Annotated in this window: 20 protein-coding genes and 2 tRNA genes; 12 read left to right on the plus strand and 10 right to left on the minus strand. The window is 60.2% G+C overall.

Annotated elements, in window-relative coordinates; all coding sequences use genetic code 11:
• Nucleotides 1-181 precede the first annotated feature (181 nt).
• The 4 genes from J3P82_RS20235 (at nucleotide 182) to J3P82_RS20250 (ending at nucleotide 4,635) form a co-directional block, all read left to right on the plus strand.
• Nucleotides 182-258: transfer RNA gene (locus tag J3P82_RS20235), tRNA-Met, on the plus strand.
• Between the two features lie 217 nt (nucleotides 259-475).
• Nucleotides 476-552: transfer RNA gene (locus tag J3P82_RS20240), tRNA-Met, on the plus strand.
• 151 nt (nucleotides 553-703) lie between these two features.
• Complete coding sequence (gene mprF / locus J3P82_RS20245; RefSeq protein ID WP_434558390.1) at nucleotides 704-3,346, plus strand: bifunctional lysylphosphatidylglycerol flippase/synthetase MprF; 2,643 nt, start codon at nucleotides 704-706, stop codon at nucleotides 3,344-3,346.
• Nucleotides 3,346-4,635 (plus strand): virulence factor family protein, encoded by a 1,290-nt coding sequence (locus tag J3P82_RS20250; RefSeq protein ID WP_434558391.1) that lies wholly within the window; start codon nucleotides 3,346-3,348, stop codon nucleotides 4,633-4,635. Before mprF ends, J3P82_RS20250 begins: the two co-directional genes overlap by 1 nt.
• 61 nt (nucleotides 4,636-4,696) lie before the next feature.
• On the opposite strand, the gene J3P82_RS20255 is transcribed toward J3P82_RS20250, so the two are convergent.
• From J3P82_RS20255 to J3P82_RS20265, 3 genes are all read right to left on the minus strand, one after another.
• On the minus strand, nucleotides 4,697-4,984 hold the full coding sequence (locus tag J3P82_RS20255) for a type II toxin-antitoxin system RelE family toxin (protein ID WP_434558392.1): 288 nt from the start codon (nucleotides 4,982-4,984) through the stop codon (nucleotides 4,697-4,699).
• Between the two features lie 11 nt (nucleotides 4,985-4,995).
• Nucleotides 4,996-5,286, minus strand: a complete 291-nt coding sequence (locus J3P82_RS20260) for a type II toxin-antitoxin system Phd/YefM family antitoxin (protein WP_434558393.1) — start codon at nucleotides 5,284-5,286, stop codon at nucleotides 4,996-4,998.
• A 184-nt stretch (nucleotides 5,287-5,470) separates the two neighbouring features.
• Complete coding sequence (locus J3P82_RS20265; RefSeq protein WP_434563915.1) at nucleotides 5,471-7,312, minus strand: potassium transporter Kup; 1,842 nt, start codon at nucleotides 7,310-7,312, stop codon at nucleotides 5,471-5,473.
• 344 nt (nucleotides 7,313-7,656) lie between these two features.
• Between J3P82_RS20265 and rimO the strand changes: the two genes are divergently transcribed.
• From rimO to tsaA, 5 genes are all read left to right on the plus strand, one after another.
• The gene (gene rimO, locus J3P82_RS20270; RefSeq protein ID WP_434558394.1) at nucleotides 7,657-8,997 is read left to right on the plus strand and encodes a 30S ribosomal protein S12 methylthiotransferase RimO; all 1,341 of its coding nucleotides are present in this window, start codon (nucleotides 7,657-7,659) and stop codon (nucleotides 8,995-8,997) included.
• A gap of 141 nt (nucleotides 8,998-9,138) precedes the next feature.
• Nucleotides 9,139-9,612: a GNAT family N-acetyltransferase gene (locus J3P82_RS20275; protein ID WP_434558395.1), complete on the plus strand. Its 474-nt coding sequence runs from the start codon at nucleotides 9,139-9,141 to the stop codon at nucleotides 9,610-9,612.
• 83 nt (nucleotides 9,613-9,695) lie between these two features.
• The gene (locus tag J3P82_RS20280; protein ID WP_186635142.1) at nucleotides 9,696-10,406 is read left to right on the plus strand and encodes an rRNA pseudouridine synthase; all 711 of its coding nucleotides are present in this window, start codon (nucleotides 9,696-9,698) and stop codon (nucleotides 10,404-10,406) included.
• 56 nt (nucleotides 10,407-10,462) lie between these two features.
• Complete coding sequence (locus tag J3P82_RS20285; RefSeq protein ID WP_186611248.1) at nucleotides 10,463-10,924, plus strand: DUF1456 family protein; 462 nt, start codon at nucleotides 10,463-10,465, stop codon at nucleotides 10,922-10,924.
• Between the two features lie 50 nt (nucleotides 10,925-10,974).
• A complete protein-coding gene (gene tsaA / locus J3P82_RS20290; protein ID WP_434558396.1) occupies nucleotides 10,975-11,673 on the plus strand; it encodes a tRNA (N6-threonylcarbamoyladenosine(37)-N6)-methyltransferase TrmO in 699 nt (232 codons plus the stop codon).
• A gap of 64 nt (nucleotides 11,674-11,737) precedes the next feature.
• Here tsaA and fpr read toward each other — a convergent pair whose 3' ends face one another.
• Complete coding sequence (gene fpr / locus J3P82_RS20295; RefSeq protein WP_003184787.1) at nucleotides 11,738-12,517, minus strand: ferredoxin-NADP reductase; 780 nt, start codon at nucleotides 12,515-12,517, stop codon at nucleotides 11,738-11,740.
• A 122-nt stretch (nucleotides 12,518-12,639) separates the two neighbouring features.
• Between fpr and J3P82_RS20300 the strand changes: the two genes are divergently transcribed.
• Nucleotides 12,640-13,566, plus strand: coding sequence for a LysR family transcriptional regulator (locus tag J3P82_RS20300; protein ID WP_053214485.1), 927 nt, complete (start codon nucleotides 12,640-12,642; stop codon nucleotides 13,564-13,566).
• 3 nt (nucleotides 13,567-13,569) lie between these two features.
• On the opposite strand, the gene J3P82_RS20305 is transcribed toward J3P82_RS20300, so the two are convergent.
• The 3 genes from J3P82_RS20305 to J3P82_RS20315 form a co-directional block, all read right to left on the minus strand.
• Nucleotides 13,570-13,932 (minus strand): diacylglycerol kinase, encoded by a 363-nt coding sequence (locus tag J3P82_RS20305; RefSeq protein WP_186611246.1) that lies wholly within the window; start codon nucleotides 13,930-13,932, stop codon nucleotides 13,570-13,572.
• 70 nt (nucleotides 13,933-14,002) lie between these two features.
• Nucleotides 14,003-14,656 carry a response regulator transcription factor ErdR gene (erdR, locus tag J3P82_RS20310; RefSeq protein WP_434558397.1) on the minus strand — a complete coding sequence of 218 codons (654 nt, stop codon included), beginning with the start codon at nucleotides 14,654-14,656 and terminating at the stop codon, nucleotides 14,003-14,005.
• A 216-nt stretch (nucleotides 14,657-14,872) separates the two neighbouring features.
• Nucleotides 14,873-15,616, minus strand: coding sequence for a tRNA-uridine aminocarboxypropyltransferase (locus J3P82_RS20315; RefSeq protein ID WP_434558398.1), 744 nt, complete (start codon nucleotides 15,614-15,616; stop codon nucleotides 14,873-14,875).
• Between the two features lie 183 nt (nucleotides 15,617-15,799).
• Here J3P82_RS20315 and J3P82_RS20320 point away from each other — a divergent pair, with 183 nt between their 5' ends.
• Together J3P82_RS20320 and J3P82_RS20325 are read left to right on the plus strand one after the other, a co-directional pair.
• Entirely contained in the window at nucleotides 15,800-16,222 is a 423-nt protein-coding gene (locus tag J3P82_RS20320; RefSeq protein WP_186611243.1) for a quorum-sensing-regulated virulence factor family protein, read from the plus strand.
• A gap of 330 nt (nucleotides 16,223-16,552) precedes the next feature.
• Entirely contained in the window at nucleotides 16,553-17,671 is a 1,119-nt protein-coding gene (locus J3P82_RS20325; RefSeq protein WP_434558399.1) for a TIGR00730 family Rossman fold protein, read from the plus strand.
• 45 nt (nucleotides 17,672-17,716) lie between these two features.
• Here the strand turns inward: J3P82_RS20325 and recX are convergent, their stop codons facing one another.
• The 3 genes from recX to J3P82_RS20340 all read right to left on the minus strand — a co-directional run bounded on the left by recX (nucleotide 17,717) and on the right by J3P82_RS20340 (nucleotide 19,829).
• Complete coding sequence (gene recX / locus J3P82_RS20330; protein ID WP_186611241.1) at nucleotides 17,717-18,184, minus strand: recombination regulator RecX; 468 nt, start codon at nucleotides 18,182-18,184, stop codon at nucleotides 17,717-17,719.
• A gap of 8 nt (nucleotides 18,185-18,192) precedes the next feature.
• The gene (gene recA / locus J3P82_RS20335) at nucleotides 18,193-19,245 is read right to left on the minus strand and encodes a recombinase RecA (RefSeq protein WP_186635122.1); all 1,053 of its coding nucleotides are present in this window, start codon (nucleotides 19,243-19,245) and stop codon (nucleotides 18,193-18,195) included.
• A gap of 83 nt (nucleotides 19,246-19,328) precedes the next feature.
• Complete coding sequence (locus J3P82_RS20340; protein ID WP_434558400.1) at nucleotides 19,329-19,829, minus strand: CinA family protein; 501 nt, start codon at nucleotides 19,827-19,829, stop codon at nucleotides 19,329-19,331.
• Between the last annotated feature and the right edge of the window lie 64 nt (nucleotides 19,830-19,893).

Consider the following 19,893-nt stretch of genomic DNA (forward strand, 5'->3'; position numbering starts at 1 on the left):
CTACGTGAATGTGTTTCTTCAATCGCAGCGAACCGCTCGATAGAGCGCCAGCCCTTGCCAGGCTTGCGTCACAGCACTGCAACATTCGCTTTTCCCGAGGCTAACCACTTGAAGCGGAACAGGTTTTTCCAGGTAAGGGGTTGACAGGGCGCCGATCCTCTGTAGAATGCCGCCACACAGACGCGGGATGGAGCAGTCTGGTAGCTCGTCGGGCTCATAACCCGAAGGTCGTCGGTTCAAATCCGGCTCCCGCAACCAAACATCAAGAAAGGCTACTCGAAAGAGTGGCCTTTTTTGTGTGCGCTTGTTTTGCAGCGTCGTGGAGACCCGACTCCATCACCGCTCCGCGCCGTCAAAGTTGTAGGACGATTTTCCGTTTGTTTTCGCGTATTTAGCCAACCGGGCGTTTATTTTGCCCAGCATCTTATTAACGGTTGACACTCCGGCGTTCGCCTGTAGAATGCCGCCACACAGACGCGGGATGGAGCAGTCTGGTAGCTCGTCGGGCTCATAACCCGAAGGTCGTCGGTTCAAATCCGGCTCCCGCAACCAAATATCAAGAAAGGCCACTCGAAAGAGTGGCCTTTTTTGTGTGTGTCGAAAAAGTCTGCATTACAAATATTTTGTAATTATTTTCCGCCGCAGGGATTGGTTACTTGGCTGGATACCCCCATCCTGTCGCGCATAGCTCAAGAGGTGATTGATGCGCGCCCACTCGTCTGACTCACAAGACACTGTTACTGCGACACAACCGATCAAGGCCGAGCGATTACGCTGGCTGAATCGGATCAGCCAGTACCGCCAACCGATCGGCCTCGCTGTCACGTTACTGCTGTTCGCGATTGCCTTGATTGCTTGTCACCACTTATTGAGCGAACTCGACCTTTACGCCCTTCATGACTCTATCCTGGAGGTGCCGAGACCGGCCCTGCTCGGTGCGATCGCCGCCACCGTGGTCGGTTTCATCATTTTGCTGGGCTATGAATGGTCCGCCACTCGCTACGCCGGCGTGAAGCTGCCGCCACAGACCCTGATCCTGGGTGGCTTCAGTGCGTTCGCCATCGGCAATGCCATTGGCCTTTCGTTGCTCTCAGGCGGTTCGGTTCGCTACCGGCTGTACGCCCGACATGGCCTGGGGGCGGCGGACGTTGCCCACATGACCTTGTTCGCCAGCCTGTCCCTGGGCTGCGCGCTGCCGCCGTTGGCGGCGCTGGCAACCCTGAGTAACCTGCCCGCCGCATCGGCGGCCTTGCACCTTCCAGCCGCTTTGCTGGGCTCCATCGCCGTCGCCGTATTGGTGCTGACCAGTGCGCTGGCCATCGGCATCTATCGCCGTCGCCTACCGGAACAACCCTATCGGGATGCCCTGCTGGTCAAGGCCGGTCGCCGCACGCTGCGTCTGCCGGGCCGCCGCCTGACATTCCTGCAATTGGTCATCACCGCGCTGGATGTCGCGGCCGCCGCCACGGTCCTTTACCTGTTGCTACCCGAGGCGCCACCGTTCGCTCCCTTCTTGCTGGTGTACTTGCTGGCGTTGGCCGCCGGCGTACTCAGCCATGTGCCGGGCGGCGTCGGGGTGTTCGAGGCGATCCTGCTGGCCGCGTTTGCCGACAAACTCGGGGCCGCGCCACTTGCCGCCGCGTTGTTGCTGTATCGCTTGATCTATGTGCTGCTGCCGATGCTGGTGGCGTGCGTGTTGCTGCTGATCAATGAGGCGCAACGATTGTTCCAGACCCGTCAGACGCTGCGGGCGGCGTCGGGTTTCGCCGCGCCGATCCTGGCGGTGCTGGTGTTCCTGTCCGGCGTGGTGCTGCTGTTTTCCGGCGTGACGCCCGAGATCGACACGCGTCTTGAGCACATCGGCTTCCTGATCCCCCATCGACTGGTGGACGCTTCGCACTTTGGCGCCAGCCTGGTAGGCGTGCTGTGCCTGTTGCTGGCCCAAGGCTTGCGCCGTCGCCTGTCCGCTGCCTGGATGCTGACCACCATTCTGCTGCTAGTCGGTGCCCTGCTCTCGCTGCTCAAGGGGTTCGACTGGGAAGAAGCCACGCTGCTGACCCTGACGGCTGCCCTGCTGGCGGTGTTCCGGCGGTCTTTCTATCGGCCGAGTCGCCTGACCGAGCTGCCGTTTTCGCCACTGTTCCTGATTGCCAGCCTGTGCGTGCTGGGCGCGTCGATCTGGCTGCTGCTGTTTGCCTACCAGGACGTGCCCTACAGCCATCAACTGTGGTGGCAGTTCACCTTGGACGCCGACGCCCCTCGCGGCCTGCGCTCATTGTTGGGCGCCGCGGTGCTGCTGGTGGTGGTGTCGCTGACCTGGCTGCTGCGGACCGCGCGACCGGTGATCCACCTGCCCATTGCTGACGAATTGGAGCGGGCCAAGACGATTCTCATGGCGTCTTCGCAGCCCGACGGCGGCCTCGCGCTGACCGGCGACAAGGCGTTGCTGTTTCATCCCAACGATGAAGCCTTTCTGATGTATGCCCGCCGTGGCCGCAGCCTGGTGGCGTTGTACGACCCGATCGGGCCACCCCTGCAGCGCGCGGAAATGATCTGGCAGTTTCGTGACCTGTGCGACATCCACCACGCCAGGCCGGTGTTTTATCAAGTGCGCGCCGAGAACCTGCCGTACTACATGGACATCGGCCTGACCGCGATCAAGCTTGGCGAAGAAGCGCGCGTGGATCTCAAGCGTTTCGATCTCGAAGCCAAGGGCAAGGAGATGAAGGACCTGCGCTACACCTGGAACCGGGGCACCCGCGATGGCTTGTCGCTGGAGATCCATGAGCCAGGCCAGGCGCCGATGGATGAGCTCAAGGTCATTTCCGATGCCTGGCTGACCGGCAAGAATGTGCGCGAGAAAGGCTTTTCCCTGGGCCGTTTCAGCAACGACTACCTCAAGCATTTCCGCATCGCCGTGATTCGTTTCGAAGGTCGCCCGGTGGCGTTTGCCAATCTGTTGGAAACCCACAACCACGAACTGGCCAGCCTTGACCTGATGCGCGCGCACCCCGACGCTCCGAAACTGACCATGGAATTCATGATGGTCGGCTTGATCCAGCATTATAAGAACCACGATTACGCCCGCTTCAGCCTCGGCATGGTCCCACTCTCGGGCCTGCAACCACGTCGCGGCGCACCGCTGACCCAGCGCCTGGGTTCGATGGTGTTTCGCCGTGGCGAGCAGCTCTACAATTTCCAGGGGCTGCGCCGCTTCAAAGACAAATTCCAGCCTGACTGGGAACCTCGTTACATGGCCGTGCCCGCCGGACTCGATCCGCTGGTGGCGCTGGCCGATACCGCCGCCCTGATTGCGGGCGGCCTGACTGGATTGGTGAAACGCTGATGATGCAACGCTCCTGGCGATACGTAGTGGCCGCCCTGCTGGTGCTGGCGGTGATTCTCGGTGGCGGCTACTGGTACTGGAACCGTCCGGCCCCGCAACCAACCCTGGAACAACTGGAACCCGCCGACGGCGTGCCGATGACGCGGATCACGCCCGGCACCAAGTCCAGCGCCCACGTGCTGGTGGCAGTCAATGAGGACCAGAAGCTCAGCGACACGCAGTTGACGACCCTCAGCCGCAGCGGCTCGGCCGAGATTGTCCAAGTGATCCTGCCCAAGGACTGCATGCTCCAAGGTCGCGCCCTGCAGGCTGGCCTGAGACAGCTCCGAGGCCCGGCCACGCTGGTCAGCGGCATCGGCCCTGGCGCGGTGCTGGCCTGGCGCTGGCTGGCCGAACAGAAAGACGACAAGGCCCAGGCCATCTCGGTGGACCTGGCCCTGGAAAAACCTGGCTGCACGCACCTGTTGCCGAAAAGCGCGGCCCACGGTCGCTGGCTGGTGGCCTGGAACGATAACCCCGACGACACCAGTGCCGGCTTCGTACGCGATCAACGCAATGCCGAAACCAGCATCAGCGACTACGACATCAATCTGCCGCAGGTGCTGAACAACGAGCTGCGCAAGATCCTGGTGGGCGCCGAGAAGGGCAAGGGTGGCCTGAGCATTCCAGTCGTGGAAATCCCTGCCAGCCAGGCCCGCGATACCGTGACGTTGTTCCTCTCCGGCGACGGCGGCTGGCGTGACCTCGACCGCGACGTGGCCGACGAAATGGCCAAGATCGGCTACCCGGTGGTGGGCATCGACACCCTGCGCTATTACTGGCAGCACAAGAGCCCGGAGCAAAGCGCGGCCGACCTGACCGAGTTGATGCAGCACTACCGCCAGATCTGGGGCACCAAGCGCTTCATCCTGACCGGTTATTCCTTCGGCGCCGATGTGCTGCCAGCGATCTACAACCGCTTGCCAGCGACGGAGCAGCAGCGGGTCGATGCAATCATCCTGCTCGCCTTCGCCCGCACGGGCAGTTTCGAGATCGAAGTGGAAGGCTGGCTCGGCAACGCGGGCACCGAAGCCGCCACCGGCCCGGAAATGGCCAAGCTGCCCGCCGAAAAAGTAGTCTGCATCTATGGTGCTGAAGAAACCGACGAAAGCGGCTGCACCGACAAGACAGCCGTCGGCGAAGCCATCAAGCTACCTGGTGGGCACCACTTCGACGAAAACTACCCGGCCCTGGCCAAGCGGTTGATCGATGAAATCAACAAGCGGCAGAGCAAGCCAGCCGAACAATAAGCGGCTACCCGCCTGACAAAAGCCCCCGCCGCCGCAAGGCAACGAGGGCTTTTTAAAATGGTTAAAGACGACGCTCTGCCGCGTCATATACTTCCTTATCCCGCCGCGCACCAACGGCTACGATCAAGACTTGAATCGCTTTCCCGTCGACCCTGTACACGATACGGGTGTCCCCGGTTCGGATTCTTCGACATCCCGCCAAGCTGGCTCTGAGCGGCTTGCCGGTTTTGTCCGGCTCGCCATTCATGATCCGCTCCTCGATGACATCAAGAATACGGTTCGCCGCGGCCGCACCCAACTGATCCAAATCGTCTTGAACTTCCGGGTGATAAATAATGCCCCAAGCCATTCACCACTCCTTCAGTTGTTTTTGGCGTACCGTGCCCGCATACCCTCATGGCTGATAGCCTTGGCCTGGTCGAAACCGATCAGGCGCTCGCGAGCCGTCGCTTCGACGCGAAGGTTTTCCAGTTCATCGAGCATTTCCTGATAGGCATCGACGTTGATAATCACCGCTGCCGGTTCATTGTCCTTGAAGATGACCAGCCTTTCGGTTGCACGGCTCGATACTTCCTTGAGCTTCGCGCTGAACCCTCTGACCATTGCCGTAACGGATACTGCTTGATCAGCCCGATCGAGTAATGCTGCCATGTCTTGCCTCCTACAGCATAAATTTCGCATATCTTTATACATACTTTGATGCGCGAAGTATTGCGCGACAATGCGTATGAATCAAGCTGGGAAAACACTATTCGACCAATGACGCATTGAAAAACAGCACCCATAAAAAAGCCCCCGCCGCCGCAAGGCAACGAGGGCTTGTGGTTTCCCGGTGCTACATCTCGACCTGCGTCCCCAGCTCGATCACCCGGTTCAACGGTAGATTGAAGAAGCGCAGGTTGCCGTTGGCGTTTTTCAACATGAAGGCGAACAACGACTCACGCCAGCGAGCCATGCCTTCGAGTTTGGAGGCAATGACGGTTTCGCGGCTGAGGAAGTAAGTGGTGCGCATCGGGCTGAAATCCAGCTCATCCAGATGGCAGAGTTTGAGCGCCTCGGGCACGTCCGGCTCGTCAGTGAAACCGAAGTGCAGGATGACCCGGAAGAATCCCTCGCCGTAGGCATCGACTTCGAAGCGCCGTTGCGGTGGCACACGGGGAATGTCCTCGTACACCACTGTCAGCAAGACCACTTGCTCATGCAGCACTTGGTTGTGCAGCAAGTTGTGCAACAACGCGTGAGGCACGGCATCCGAGCGCGCGGTCAGGAACACCGCCGTGCCCTGCACCCGGTGGGGAGGTTGCACGCGAATGCTGCTGATGAAGATCGGCAGCGGCAACGCCCCTTCGTCGAGGCGATCCACCAGCAGTTGCTTGCCGCGCTTCCACGTCGTCATCAACACAAACAAGGCAATGCCGGCGATGACCGGGAACGCACCGCCCTGGATGATCTTCGGCACGTTGGCGGCGAAATACAGCCCGTCCACCAGCAGGAAACCGAACAACAGCGGTACCGCCAGCAACGGCGGCCATTTCCACAACAGCAGTATGACGGCGGACACCAGGATCGTCGTCATCAGCATCGTCCCGGTCACAGCCACGCCGTAGGCCGAAGCCAACGCACCAGAGGACTCGAAACCGAGCACCAGCAGCACCACGCCGACCATCAGCGACCAGTTCACCGCACCGATATAGATCTGGCCCTGCTCGGCGCTGGAAGTGTGCTGGATGTACATGCGCGGGATGTAACCGAGCTGGATCGCCTGGCGCGTCAGGGAGAAAGCACCGGAAATCACCGCCTGCGAAGCAATTACCGTGGCCAGCGTCGACAAACCCACCAGCGGCAGCAACGCCCAGCTCGGCGCCAGCAGATAGAACGGGTTGCGCGCCGCTTCCGGATCGCCGAGCAGCAAGGCGCCCTGGCCGAAATAGTTGAGCATCAGGCCGGGCAACACCAAAATGAACCAGGCACGAGCGATCGGCTTGCGACCGAAGTGGCCCATGTCGGCGTACAGCGCTTCGGCGCCGGTCAGCGCCAGCACCACGGCGCCCAAGATCGCCACGCCCATGCCCGGATGGACAACAAAGAACCGCACGGCCCAGGCCGGGCTCACAGCCTGCAATACTTCCGGATGCTGGCTGATGCCATAGACGCCGAGGGCACCGAGCACCAGGAACCAGGTCACCATGATCGGGCCGAACAGAATGCCGATCCGCGCGGTGCCGTGGCGCTGGATGAGGAACAGTGCGACGAGCACCACCACCGACAGCGGCACCACCCAATGATCGATGCCTTCGAATGCGAGGCCGAGGCCTTCGACCGCCGAAAGCACCGAGATCGCTGGCGTGATCATGCTGTCGCCGTAGAACAGCGCCGCGCCAATCAAGCCGCAGATCACCAGCAACGTGCGCAGCCGCGCCCTTCCCGCCGCCGCCCGCCGCGCCAAGGCGGTCAGGGCCATGATCCCGCCCTCGCCCTGGTTGTCGGCCCGCAGGACGAACATCATGTATTTGATCGACACCACCCAGATTAACGACCAGAAAATCAGCGACAGGATCCCCAACACCCCATCGTGATTGACGGGCACGCCATAGGCACCGGAAAACACTTCCTTGAGGGTGTACAACGGGCTGGTGCCGATGTCGCCATAGACCACTCCAACCGCCGCGACCAGCATGCTCAGCGGTTTCGCTGCCGAATGCCCGGCCCCCGCCGCCTGACTACTTGCATGACCCATCCAATACTCCTGGTTTGCAGACCTGTCTTCTTGAGCGAAGCACCATGCCGAGTGAGTCAGCATGCGCTTTTTACGCATTGTTACAGACGTTTTATTGACTGTCGGAATTCTTCAAGGCGTAAAGGCGCGAAGCATAGCGCAGCACTTGTCGCATTTCCCTGCATAAACCTGCATAAAGCTGGTCAAGTGCGTCGGCCATGGATAGAATTGCGCACTTTTTGATCAGAGGCGCGCCAGGCGCCCTGTCTCGGCAAGAGACGATCCCCCCTACACCGAGGTTAGACATGTCCACCACTCCCGCGCCGGCCAATCCAAAAGTTGGCTTCGTATCCCTGGGTTGCCCGAAGGCACTGGTCGACTCCGAGCGCATCCTCACCCAGCTGCGCATGGAAGGCTATGACGTTGTGTCCACCTATCAGGACGCCGACGTGGTTGTGGTCAACACGTGCGGCTTCATCGACTCGGCCAAGGCCGAGTCCCTGGAAGTGATCGGCGAAGCCATCAAGGAAAACGGCAAGGTCATCGTCACCGGCTGCATGGGCGTGGAAGAAGGCAACATCCGCAACGTGCACCCGAGCGTGTTGTCGGTGAGCGGTCCGCAGCAGTACGAGCAAGTGGTCAACGCCGTGCACGACGTGGTACCGCCGCGCCAGGACCACAACCCGCTGATCGACCTGGTGCCGCCGCAAGGCATCAAGCTGACCCCGCGTCACTACGCCTATCTGAAGATCTCCGAAGGCTGTAACCACAGCTGCAGCTTCTGCATCATCCCGTCGATGCGCGGCAAGCTGGTCAGCCGCCCGGTGGGTGATGTGCTCGACGAGGCCCAGCGCCTGGTCAAGTCTGGCGTCAAGGAACTGCTGGTGATTTCCCAGGACACCAGCGCCTACGGCGTCGACATCAAGTACCGCACCGGTTTCTGGAACGGCGCGCCGGTGAAAACCCGCATGACCGAACTGTGCGAAGCCCTCAGCACCCTCGGCGTCTGGGTGCGTCTGCATTACGTCTATCCGTACCCGCATGTCGACGAGCTGATCCCGCTGATGGCCGCCGGCAAGATCCTGCCGTACCTGGACATCCCGTTCCAGCACGCCAGCCCGAAAGTCCTCAAGGCCATGAAGCGCCCGGCCTTCGAAGACAAGACCCTGGCCCGCATCAAGAACTGGCGCCAGATCTGCCCGGACTTAATCATCCGTTCGACCTTTATAGTCGGCTTCCCCGGCGAAACCGAAGAAGACTTCCAGTACCTGCTGGACTGGCTGACCGAGGCCCAACTCGATCGCGTCGGCTGCTTCCAGTATTCGCCGGTTGACGGTGCACCGGCCAACGACCTGGACCTGGACGTGGTGCCGGACGACGTCAAGCAGGACCGCTGGGATCGTTTCATGGCGCACCAACAGGCCATCAGCTCGGCACGCCTGCAAATGCGCATCGGCCGTGAAATCGAAGTGCTGGTGGACGAAGTCGACGAACAAGGCGCCGTGGGCCGCTGCTTCTTCGACGCCCCGGAAATCGACGGCAACGTGTTCATCGACAATGGCAGCAACCTCAAGCCAGGCGACAAGGTCTGGTGCAAGGTGACCGACGCCGACGAGTACGATTTGTGGGCTGAACAGATCGGTTGATCCAGACCAGGCGGGACTGCTGTTGTTTTCAGCCACTCACCTGCCAGCCCCAAAAAATCCTGAATCCCCGCTCTTGCAACAAGATGCGGGGCTTTTTTACGGCTATCGTATGGAGACACCCACCACAAGGAACAGGCGGACATGCGTCAGCATTCGGTCATTTACACACCGAAACCGAGCGACTACCAGGAATTGACCCGCGTCTGGGAAGCGTCGGTACGCGCTACCCATGACTTCCTGCCGGACAGTTACATCGAGCTGCTGAAGAACCTGGTGCTCACCCGCTACCTGGACGCGGTGATGCTCATCTGCACGCGAGACACACGCCAGCGCATCACCGGTTTCGCTGGGGTGGCGGCCGGCAAGGTCGAGATGCTTTTCATCGGTCCTGAACACCGCGGCCAAGGCTTGGGCAAGCAGTTGCTGCGCTACGCCATGGAACATCTGAACGCCCATCAACTGGACGTCAACGAACAGAATCCGCAGGCGCTGGGCTTTTATCTCAAGCAAGGCTTCGAAGTGGTCGGGCGCTCGCCAAGAGATGGCATGAACCAGCCCTACCCACTGTTGCATATGCGTTACAAACAGCCTGGCCTGAGGGTTGGACGCGGCTAATAGTTGCATGAGGCAAATGGACCCGCGATTAACCGGCGCCAGGCAGGTACAATGCCCACCCTCTTTTTGTTACGGCCCCCGTCATGACTGACCCGATTCGTCTCTCCAAACGCCTCATCGAACTCGTCGGCTGTTCCCGTCGGGAGGCTGAGCTGTTCATCGAGGGCGGCTGGGTCACTGTGGATGGCGAAGTGATCGACGAGCCGCAGTTCAAGGTGACGACCCAGAAGGTCGAACTCGACCCCGAGGCCAAGGCTACCGCGCCGGAGCCAGTGACGCTCCTGCTGAACGCCCCGGTGGGCATGGATGTAGACACCGCGATGGCTTCCCTTGGACCGCAGAGCCTCAGCGATGAACATCGCTTCGGCAAGCGCCCACTCAAAGGGCATTTTCTGCGCCTGACCGCCAGTGCCGACTTGCAGGCTGGTGCCAGCGGCTTGCTGGTGTTCACCCAGGACTGGAAGATCCTGCGCAAGCTCACCGCCGACGCGGCCAAGATCGAGCAGGAATACGTGGTTGAAGTCGAAGGCGAAATGGTCGCCCATGGCCTCAATCGCCTGAACCATGGCCTGACCTACAAGGGCAAGGAGCTACCGGCCGTCAAGGCCAGTTGGCAGAACGAGAACCGCCTGCGCTTCGCCATGAAGAACCCGCAACCGGGCGTGATCGCGCTGTTTTGCCAGGCGGTCGGCCTGAAGGTCGTCGCCATCCGCCGCATCCGCATCGGCGGCGTCTCCATCGGCAAGGTGCCGCTGGGCCAGTGGCGCTATTTGTCCGCCAAAGAGAAATTCTAATTTCCGGCGCCGCAGCGAAGCGCGGCGCCCACTGTCGATTGATCAGGACTGCACACATGATTCACAACGACGTACTGCGCAGCGTGCGCTACATGCTCGACATCAGCGACAAGAAAGTCATCGAGATCATCAAGCTGGGCGGCCTGGAGGTTTCCTTGGAGGACCTCGCCGGCTACCTCAAGAAAGACGAGGAAGAAGGCTTCGTGTTCTGTCCTGACGAGGTCATGGCGCATTTTCTCGATGGCCTGGTGATCTTCAAGCGCGGCAAGGACGAAAGCCGTCCGCCGCAGCCGATCGAAGTGCCGGTGACGAACAACATCATCCTGAAGAAACTGCGCGTCGCCTTCGAGCTGAAGGAAGACGACATGCACGCCATCCTCAAGGCTGCCGAGTTCCCGGTGTCCAAGCCGGAATTGAGCGCGCTGTTCCGCAAGTTCGGCCACACCAACTATCGCCCATGTGGCGACCAGTTGCTGCGCAACTTCCTCAAGGGCCTGACGCTGCGCGTCAGAGCTTAGACAGCAGCCATAAGCTTGCGGCTTGTCGCTTGCCACTTGAAGCACTCGAAATGACCTACACCGTCTCCCCCGTCGGCTTCGTCCGCTCCTGTTTCAAGGAGAAGTTCGCCATCCCGCGCCAACCACAACTGGCCCCGGCCGCGCGCGGCGTGCTGGAGCTGGTGGCGCCGTTCGATCAGGGCGACGCGGTGCAGGGCCTGGAGCAGGTCAGTCATGTCTGGCTGCTGTTTCTGTTCCACCAGGCTTTGGAAGACCAACCCCGCTTGAAAGTGCGCCCGCCGCGCCTGGGCGGCAACAAATCCATGGGCGTGTTCGCCACCCGCGCCACCCATCGTCCCAATGGAATCGGCCAGTCGGTGGTGAAGTTGGATCGGATAGAAGCCGACCGGCTGTGGATCTCGGGCATTGACTTGCTGGACGGTACGCCCGTGCTGGACATCAAGCCCTACGTGCCCTATGCCGACATCATCGGCTCAGCCTCCAACGACATCGCCAGCGCTGCGCCTGGCCTGATCCCAGTGCAATGGGCGGACTCAGCCTTGCTTCAAGCCCGCGATCACGCCTTGCGCCTCGACGAGCCGTTGGTGGAGTTGGTTGAGCAATGCCTGGCGCAGGACCCCCGCCCGGCGTACCAGATTCCTACAGCCGAACGGGAATATGGCGCGCAGTTCTGGGACCTGGACGTACGCTGGCATTACCCGGAGCCCGGCGTGATCCGCGTGCTGGAAGTGATTCCAGCGGTTAAATAAGTCCAGGAACGAAAAAGCCCGCGCGGCCTTATTCAGGCGGCGCGGGCTTTTTATGGGCTGCGACTTACTTTTCCACAAATGCTCGTTCGATCAGGTAATCACCCGGCTCACGCATACGCGGCGAAACGGTCAGGCCGAAGCTGTTGAGCACTTCGCTGGTCTCGTCGAGCATGCTCGGGCTGCCGCACAGCATCGCACGGTCGTCTTGCGGGTTGATCGGTGGCAGGCCGATGTCGCGGAACAGCTTGCCGCTGCGCATCAGGTCGGTCAGGCGGCCTTCGTTCTCGAACGGCTCGCGCGTCACGGTCGGGTAGTAGATCAGCTTGTCACGCAGCGCTTCGCCGAAGAATTCGTTCTGCGGCAGGTGCTCGGTGATGAACTCGCGGTAGGCGACTTCATTGACGTAACGCACGCCGTGGCACAGGATCACTTTTTCGAAACGCTCGTAGGTTTCCGGATCCTGGATGACGCTCATGAATGGCGCCAGGCCGGTGCCGGTGCTGAGCAGATACAAATGCTTGCCAGGCTTGAGGTCGTCCAGCACCAGCGTGCCGGTAGGCTTCTTGCTGATGATGATCTCGTCGCCTTCCTTCAGGTGCTGCAACTGGGAAGTCAGCGGACCGTCGGGGACCTTGATGCTGAAGAATTCAAGATGCTCTTCCCAGTTCGGGCTGGCGATCGAATAAGCGCGCATAAGCGGGCGGCCGTTGGGCTGCTGCAGGCCGATCATCACGAACTGACCGTTCTCGAAGCGCAGGCCCGGATCGCGGGTGCACTTGAAGCTGAACAGAGTGTCGTTCCAGTGATGAACACTGAGGACACGCTCGTGGTTCATGTTGCTCATGTACGGGGGACTCCTGGAAATGATGCCTGCGTCGATAATCTGCGCAATTGCATCGCATTCTAATGGCGGCGACAATATCTGTTAAATGGATTATTAAGATAAGGGTTATCGGTTATATAGATATGCGATTTACTCTACGTCAACTTCAAGTCTTCGTCGCTGTCGCCCAGCAAGAGAGCGTGTCCCGTGCCGCGGGCCTGCTCAATCTTTCGCAGTCGGCTGCCAGCACCTCCATCACTGAATTGGAGCGCCAATCGAGCTGTCAACTCTTCGACCGCGCCGGCAAGCGCCTGAGCCTCAACGCCTTGGGCAAACAGTTGCTGCCACAGGCCGTGGCGTTGCTGGACCAGGCCAAGGAGATCGAAGACCTGCTCAACGGCAAGTCCGGCTTCGGCTCACTGGCGGTCGGCGCCACGCTGACGATTGGCAATTACCTGGCGACCCTGCTGATCGGCGGTTTCATGCAGCGCCATCCGGAAAGCCAGGTGAAGCTGCACGTGCAAAACACTGCCAACATCGTGCACCAGGTTGCCCACTATGAAATTGATCTGGGTCTAATCGAAGGCGACTGCAGCCACCCGGACATAGAGGTGCAGAGCTGGGTCGAGGATGAGTTGGTGGTGTTCTGCGCGCCCCAGCATCCACTGGCCAAGCGCGGGCAGGCGACCATGGAGGAGTTGACCCATGAGGCCTGGATTTTACGTGAACAGGGTTCCGGCACCCGGCTGACTTTCGACCAGGCCATGCGCCACCACCGCAGCGCGTTGAACATTCGCCTGGAGCTGGAACACACCGAAGCGATAAAGCGCGCGGTGGAATCCGGCCTGGGGATCGGCTGTATCTCACGCTTGGCTTTGCGTGATGCCTTTCGCCGCGGCAGCCTGGTGGCGGTGGAAACGCCGGACATGGATTTGGCGCGCCAGTTCTACTTCATCTGGCACAAGCAAAAATACCAGACCTCGGCCATGCGTGAATTTCTAGAGTTGTGCCGGGCATTTACCGCAGGGGTCCAGCGCAGCGACGAAATCGTCCTGCCGGCCATCGCCTGAGACTTAGAGCAGTACCAGGCCCCACACCAACGCAATCATCGTCAGGGCGACAAACTGGGCGGCGCTGCCCATGTCCTTGGCGTTCTTCGACAGCGGGTGCAGCTCGAGGGAAATGCGGTCAATCGCCGCCTCCACTGCTGAGTTGAGCAGCTCGACGATCAGGGCCAGCAAGCAGACCGCGATCAACAACGCTTGTTCGACACGGCTGACATTCAGGAAGAACGACAGCGGAATCAGGATGACGTTGAGCAGGACCAGTTGGCGGAATGCGGCTTCGCCGACGAAAGCGGCACGCAGCCCGTCCAGGGAGTAGCCGGAGGCATTGAGGATGCGTTTCAGGCCGGTTTGGCCTTTAAAAGGTGACATAGAGTAGGCAACTGATCGGAAGGAGTGGAGAAGCTAATGTAAACCCAGTCAAAAAAGCGTGAATCCAACGCTACGACTGCGGCGAAATTGACTCAAGTTGTTGCAGCAACAACGCCGCCTGGGTTCGGGTACGCACGTTGAGTTTACGAAAGATGGCGGTGACGTGGGCCTTGATGGTTGCCTCCGACACGTTCAATTCATAAGCAATCTGCTTGTTCAACAGGCCTTCGCAGACCATGGTCAGCACTCGGAACTGCTGCGGCGTCAAGCTGGCCAACCCTTCGCTGGCAGCCTTGGCTTCCGCCGACACGCTCACCGCTTCGAACGCCTGCGGCGGCCAGGACACATCGCCATCGAGGACGGCCTTTACCGCCCTCTGAATCATTTCCAGGGAACTGGATTTGGGAATGAACCCGCTGGCACCGAACTCGCGGGCCTTGACCATCACCGAAGCCTCTTCCTGAGCCGACACCATTACCACGGGGATCTGCGGATACTGTCCGCGCAACAACACCAGGCCAGAGAAGCCATACGCGCCGGGCATGTTCAGATCCAACAGCACCAGGTCCCAGTCGGCCTTCTCAGCCAATCGAGTTTCCAGTTCCGCGATGCTGGCCACCTCCGTCAACCGGACATCCGAGCCAAGGCCCAGGGTCACTGCCTGATGCAACGCGCTGCGAAAAAGCGGGTGATCATCGGCAATCAGGATTTCGTATGTGGCCATTTTTCAAATGATCCTGTTTTTAGTGGCAGGCCCGATGCATTCGCGCCTCGCCAAACAACTCAAGACACCACCACGCAGCGGCATCCACAGGGGCACGTTCAACGCCAATCACAGCGTTTCAAACTTTTGGCCGCACCCTGGTCGGCGCCAAGCATGCCCAGCGAAGCCGGGGTGGTCAAGCAGCACGGCGACTGCTGTATCGAGTATGGGCCACTATTAGGCCAACACCTCGTGAGCCGCACGGACAAAGAGCTGCAACTCGGCATGGGCCGGGGTCGATACGTTCACCTCTTGCTGGCGCTTGGCACCGAGGTAATGCTGGCTGAACACATCGAAATAGGCGTCCAGGGCCGACGCCGCGTCACTGTCTCCCGCCAGCTCAAGGCACAGCGCCGCTACCTCGGCGGTGCACAGGTGCTCGCTACGGGTGGAACGTCGCAAGCGATAGCGCGACAGCTTGTCAGGCAGCAGGCTCAGGATGGGCAAACGGTCAAAATAAGGACTCTTGCGGAACATTTTCCGCGCTTCCGTCCAGGTCGCGTCCAAGAGAATGAACAGGGGACGCCTGGAGTGATCGAGATCAACCGTATGGGTGACTCGCGACGGTTCGACGTATTCGCCAGGAAACACCAGGTATGGTTGCCATTGCGGATCGCCCAGCAGCGCCAACAATTGCTCATCGACCTCGGTGCGCGACCATATGAACGCATGATTGTCCTGCACCACATCGGCAATCAGCCAACCGGTGTTGCTCGGCTTGAAGACTTCCTTGTTGGTCATGATCAGGCAGACCCCGGAGCGGGTCTCGACGCTCGGGCGCCAGGCGCACAGGCAATGGCTGACAATCACTCGGCATGCGCTGCAACGGGGCGCGCGCCAGCCCCGGGCCTGAATTGGCTTGATGCCTTCATCGATGCGTTGGTCGCGCAGGCGGGCTACGGCGTTAGGGGCATGGTTCATCGCGGGCAACACCCACAGGCAGGAAAACTCGACACGAACAACACTCGGCAGGGCAATGAAGGCCGGCAGTCTACCAGAGCGCGCAAACCTGTACCGTCTCCCCAGGCTCCCCTATAATCGCCGCCACTGAACGCACAGTCACGTGACCGGTCGAACCACCAGTTACTGAACCAGGAGAGTTTCATGCTGCGCCTTATCGTCCCTACCGTTGCCGTTTTGCTGGCGACGTCCATCAGCGCTCAGGCTGCGTCGCTGAAAGAACTCGAACTGAACAAGATGCTGCAAAACGTAGCCACGCAAAGCAGCGTTGGCACGCCGCGAGCCATCAACGAAGACATCCTCGACCAAGGGTATACCGTCGAAGGCACCGAGCTGGTCAATCACCTCAGCGTGCAAAGCAGCCATGCCCAGAAAATGCGCGCAGACCCCAAGGCCGTTTATTTCCAGCTGGGCTCCACGGTGTGTACCAATCCGGGTTTCCGCAAGCTGATGGCCAAGGGCGCAACCATGCGCTACGAGTTCACCGAAGTGAAAACCAACCGCCCGGTTGCAACCGAACGCTTCCAGGAATCGGACTGCCCGAAACCGGCCAAGACCAAGAAATAATCAACCCGAGCGAGAGCGCCGTTGTTCATCGTCGGCGCGCACTTTCGAACATCATGATCGAGAAAGCAAAGATCAGCTCAAGGGACTAGATTCAAAGTATCGCTTTATAACGGGCAGAACGAGGCTGCCACCAACGCCGTGACGTGTGTTTGTTTTTCATCCAAGGGAAGAAAACAGAACCTGCTGGATGGCTTGTCCGCCTTGCTGCACATCGCGCCTAGCCAGTTTGATGCCCGGACACAGGCCCGGACTGACAACGACACAGGACGTGTCGTGGCCCTGACGAATCTCTCGTTCGGGCCGGGGGTTCTGTTCAGAAGGAGAAGCTGAATGCCGTACAAACCGAATGACCTGCTCAGTCGTCATTTTGAGAGCCATGGCCACGACCTCACCCGCAAGGTCGAAGAGCAACTCAACCTGGTATCACCCAACAGCCCTAACCTGCCCATTTATCGAGACATGATCCTGACCGTGCTGCGCATGGCCCAGGAAGATCACAACCGCTGGAACGCCAAGATCACGCTCCAGGCGCTGCGCGAGTTGGAACATGCGTTTCGCACGCTCGAACAATTCAAGGGTCGGCGCAAAGTCACGGTCTTCGGCTCGGCCCGAACCCCCATCGAACATCCGCTGTATGGCTTGGCACGGGAGCTGGGCGCGGCGCTGGCTCGGTCAGACATGATGGTCATCACCGGCGCGGGCGGCGGCATCATGGCTGCGGCCCATGAAGGTGCGGGGCGGGAACACAGCCTGGGATTCAACATTACCCTGCCTTTCGAACAGCACGCGAACCCCACCGTGGAGGGCACGCAGAACCTGCTGCCGTTCCACTTCTTCTTTACTCGCAAGCTGTTTTTCGTCAAGGAAGCCGATGCCCTGGTGCTCTGCCCAGGCGGGTTTGGCACCCTTGACGAGGCGTTGGAAGTGCTGACGCTGGTGCAGACGGGTAAAAGCCCGTTGGTACCGGTAGTGCTGCTGGACGCTCCCGGGGGAAAGTTCTGGCAAGGCGCCTTGGATTTCATCCGCGAACAGCTCGAGGAAAATCGCTACATCCTCCCAACCGACATGAAGCTGATGCGCCTGGTGCACAATGCCGAGGACGCCGTGGAAGAAATCAACCAGTTCTACCGCAACTTCCACTCCAGCCGTTGGCTCAAGCATCAGTTCGTGATCCGTATGCACCACCCGCTCAATGAACAAGCGTTGCAGCGGATGCAGGCTGATTTTGCCGATCTGTGCCTGAACGACTGTTTCCACCAGCACGCCTACAGCGGCGAGGAGCCGGAGGAAGCCCCGTTCAGCCATCTGACCCGACTGGCATTTACCTTCAACGCCCGTGATCACGGCCGGTTAAGAGAGCTGGTGGATTATATCAACCTGTCGGAAAACTGGGCCCAGCCCGCCACCGAGGTCCATCCCCTTACCTGGGATCCGATCAAGGTTTCCTAAACCCATAAAAAAACGGCCCGCTATCGAAATAGCGGGCCGTTTTGTTTAGTCATCCAGGCTGCGACCGCTGAACAGGCGATTGATCATTTCCATGGAGTAACCTCGATACGCCAGGAAACGCCCTTGCTTGGCTCGCTCCCGTGCATCGATGGGCAGATGCCCTGAAAACTTGCGCCGCCAGGTATCCGTTAGCTGTTCTTGCCAGTCGATACCGCTTTCGCGCAAGGCGAGTTCGATATCCGGGCGTTGTAAGCCGCGTTGGCCAAGTTCCTCGCGAATCCGCATCGGACCGTAACCGGACCGGGCGCGGTAAGAGACAAAGCTTTCGAGGTAACGCGATTCCGACAGCAGACCCTCTTCCGTCAAACGGTCGAGGGCCGTGTCGATCAACTCGTCGGGGGCGCCGCGCTGACGCAGTTTACGCGTCAGCTCAACTCGACCGTGCTCACGTCTGGCGAGCAGGTCCATTGCGGTTCGCCGCACCGCGACGAGGGTATCGAGTACGGCGGTCATCGGATCGATCAGATGTCAGCGTCAGCCAGGTTCTCTGCAGTTTCGCGATTGGCCACGGACTTGACGTCTGCAACCGGGCTCAACAGCTTGTCGCGCAGTTGCTTCTCAAGGGCAGCGGCAACTTCCGGGTTATCCGCCAGGAACTTGGCCGAGTTGGCCTTGCCCTGACCGATCTTGGTGCCGTTGTAAGCATACCAGGCGCCGGATTTCTCGACGAAGCCGTGCAGCACACCCAAGTCGATCATCTCGCCGTTGAGGTAGATGCCCTTGCCGTAGAGGATCTGGAATTCAGCTTGACGGAACGGCGATGCCACCTTGTTCTTCACCACTTTGACGCGAGTTTCGCTACCGACAACCTCATCACCTTCTTTCACCGCGCCAGTACGGCGGATGTCCAGGCGAACCGAGGCGTAGAACTTCAGTGCGTTACCACCGGTGGTGGTTTCAGGGCTACCGAACATCACGCCGATCTTCATGCGGATCTGGTTGATGAAGATCACCAGGCAGTTGGCGTTCTTGATGTTACCGGTGATCTTGCGCAGGGCCTGGGACATCAGGCGAGCCTGGAGGCCCACGTGCATGTCGCCCATTTCACCTTCGATTTCAGCTTTCGGTACCAGTGCCGCCACGGAGTCGACGATGATCACGTCAACTGCGTTGGAGCGCACCAGCATGTCGGTGATTTCCAGGGCTTGCTCACCGGTGTCCGGCTGGGACACCAGCAGGTCGTCGACGTTGACGCCCAGCTTGCCGGCGTATTCCGGGTCCAGGGCGTGTTCGGCGTCGACGAAGGCGCAGGTTGCGCCGGCTTTTTGAGCCTGGGCGATCACGGATAGCGTCAGCGTGGTTTTACCGGAGGATTCAGGACCGTAGATTTCAACGATACGACCTTTTGGCAAGCCGCCGATGCCAAGCGCGATGTCCAGGCCCAGGGAGCCGGTGGAGATGGAAGGAATAGCCTGGCGGTCCTGATCGCCCATACGCATTACGGCACCCTTGCCGAATTGACGTTCGATCTGACCCAAGGCCGCAGCCAAGGCTTTCTTCTTGTTGTCGTCCATTAAAGTCCTCACGTAATCAATAAGGCCTGACGGCCAACACCTGTATAAGTAGCCAGTATTATTCCACAGCGATTGAGGATCGCCTACCCCTGATTTGAGATTTCTGCGGCGGCATGTTGTAACAGCCCGTCTAGCGCGGCCTTCACCGTTTGTCGGCGGACCTCGTCGCGGTTGCCTGGAAAGAATCGCTGCTCACTGAACAGCGCCTCGCCGACGCCCCAGGCGAGCCATACGGTGCCCACCGGTTTGCTCGGCGAGCCCCCGTCCGGCCCGGCCACGCCGCTGACCGCCACGGCGAAACGCGCCAGGCTTTCCTGCTGGGCGCCCCGCGCCATCGCCTCCACCACCTCGCGGCTGACCGCGCCGACCTTTTCGAATAACCCGTCGGGCACGCCCAATTGCTGGGTTTTCTGACGATTGGAATAGGTGACAAAACCTGCCTCGAACCAGGCCGAACTCCCTGGGATCCGAGTGATCGCCTCGGCAATCCCACCACCGGTGCAGGACTCGGCGGTGGTGACATGGGCATTGAGCAGCTGCAGGCGCCTGCCCAATTCAGCGGCCAGTTCGGTAATGTCGTCCACGAAGCTCTCCTGATTCGACGCGATTGGGGCCTACCGTACACGACCATCCGAAGCATGCAAGGCT

Source organism: Pseudomonas sp. Z4-20 (assembly GCF_051131955.1).
GTDB lineage: Bacteria > Pseudomonadota > Gammaproteobacteria > Pseudomonadales > Pseudomonadaceae > Aquipseudomonas > Aquipseudomonas marvdashtae.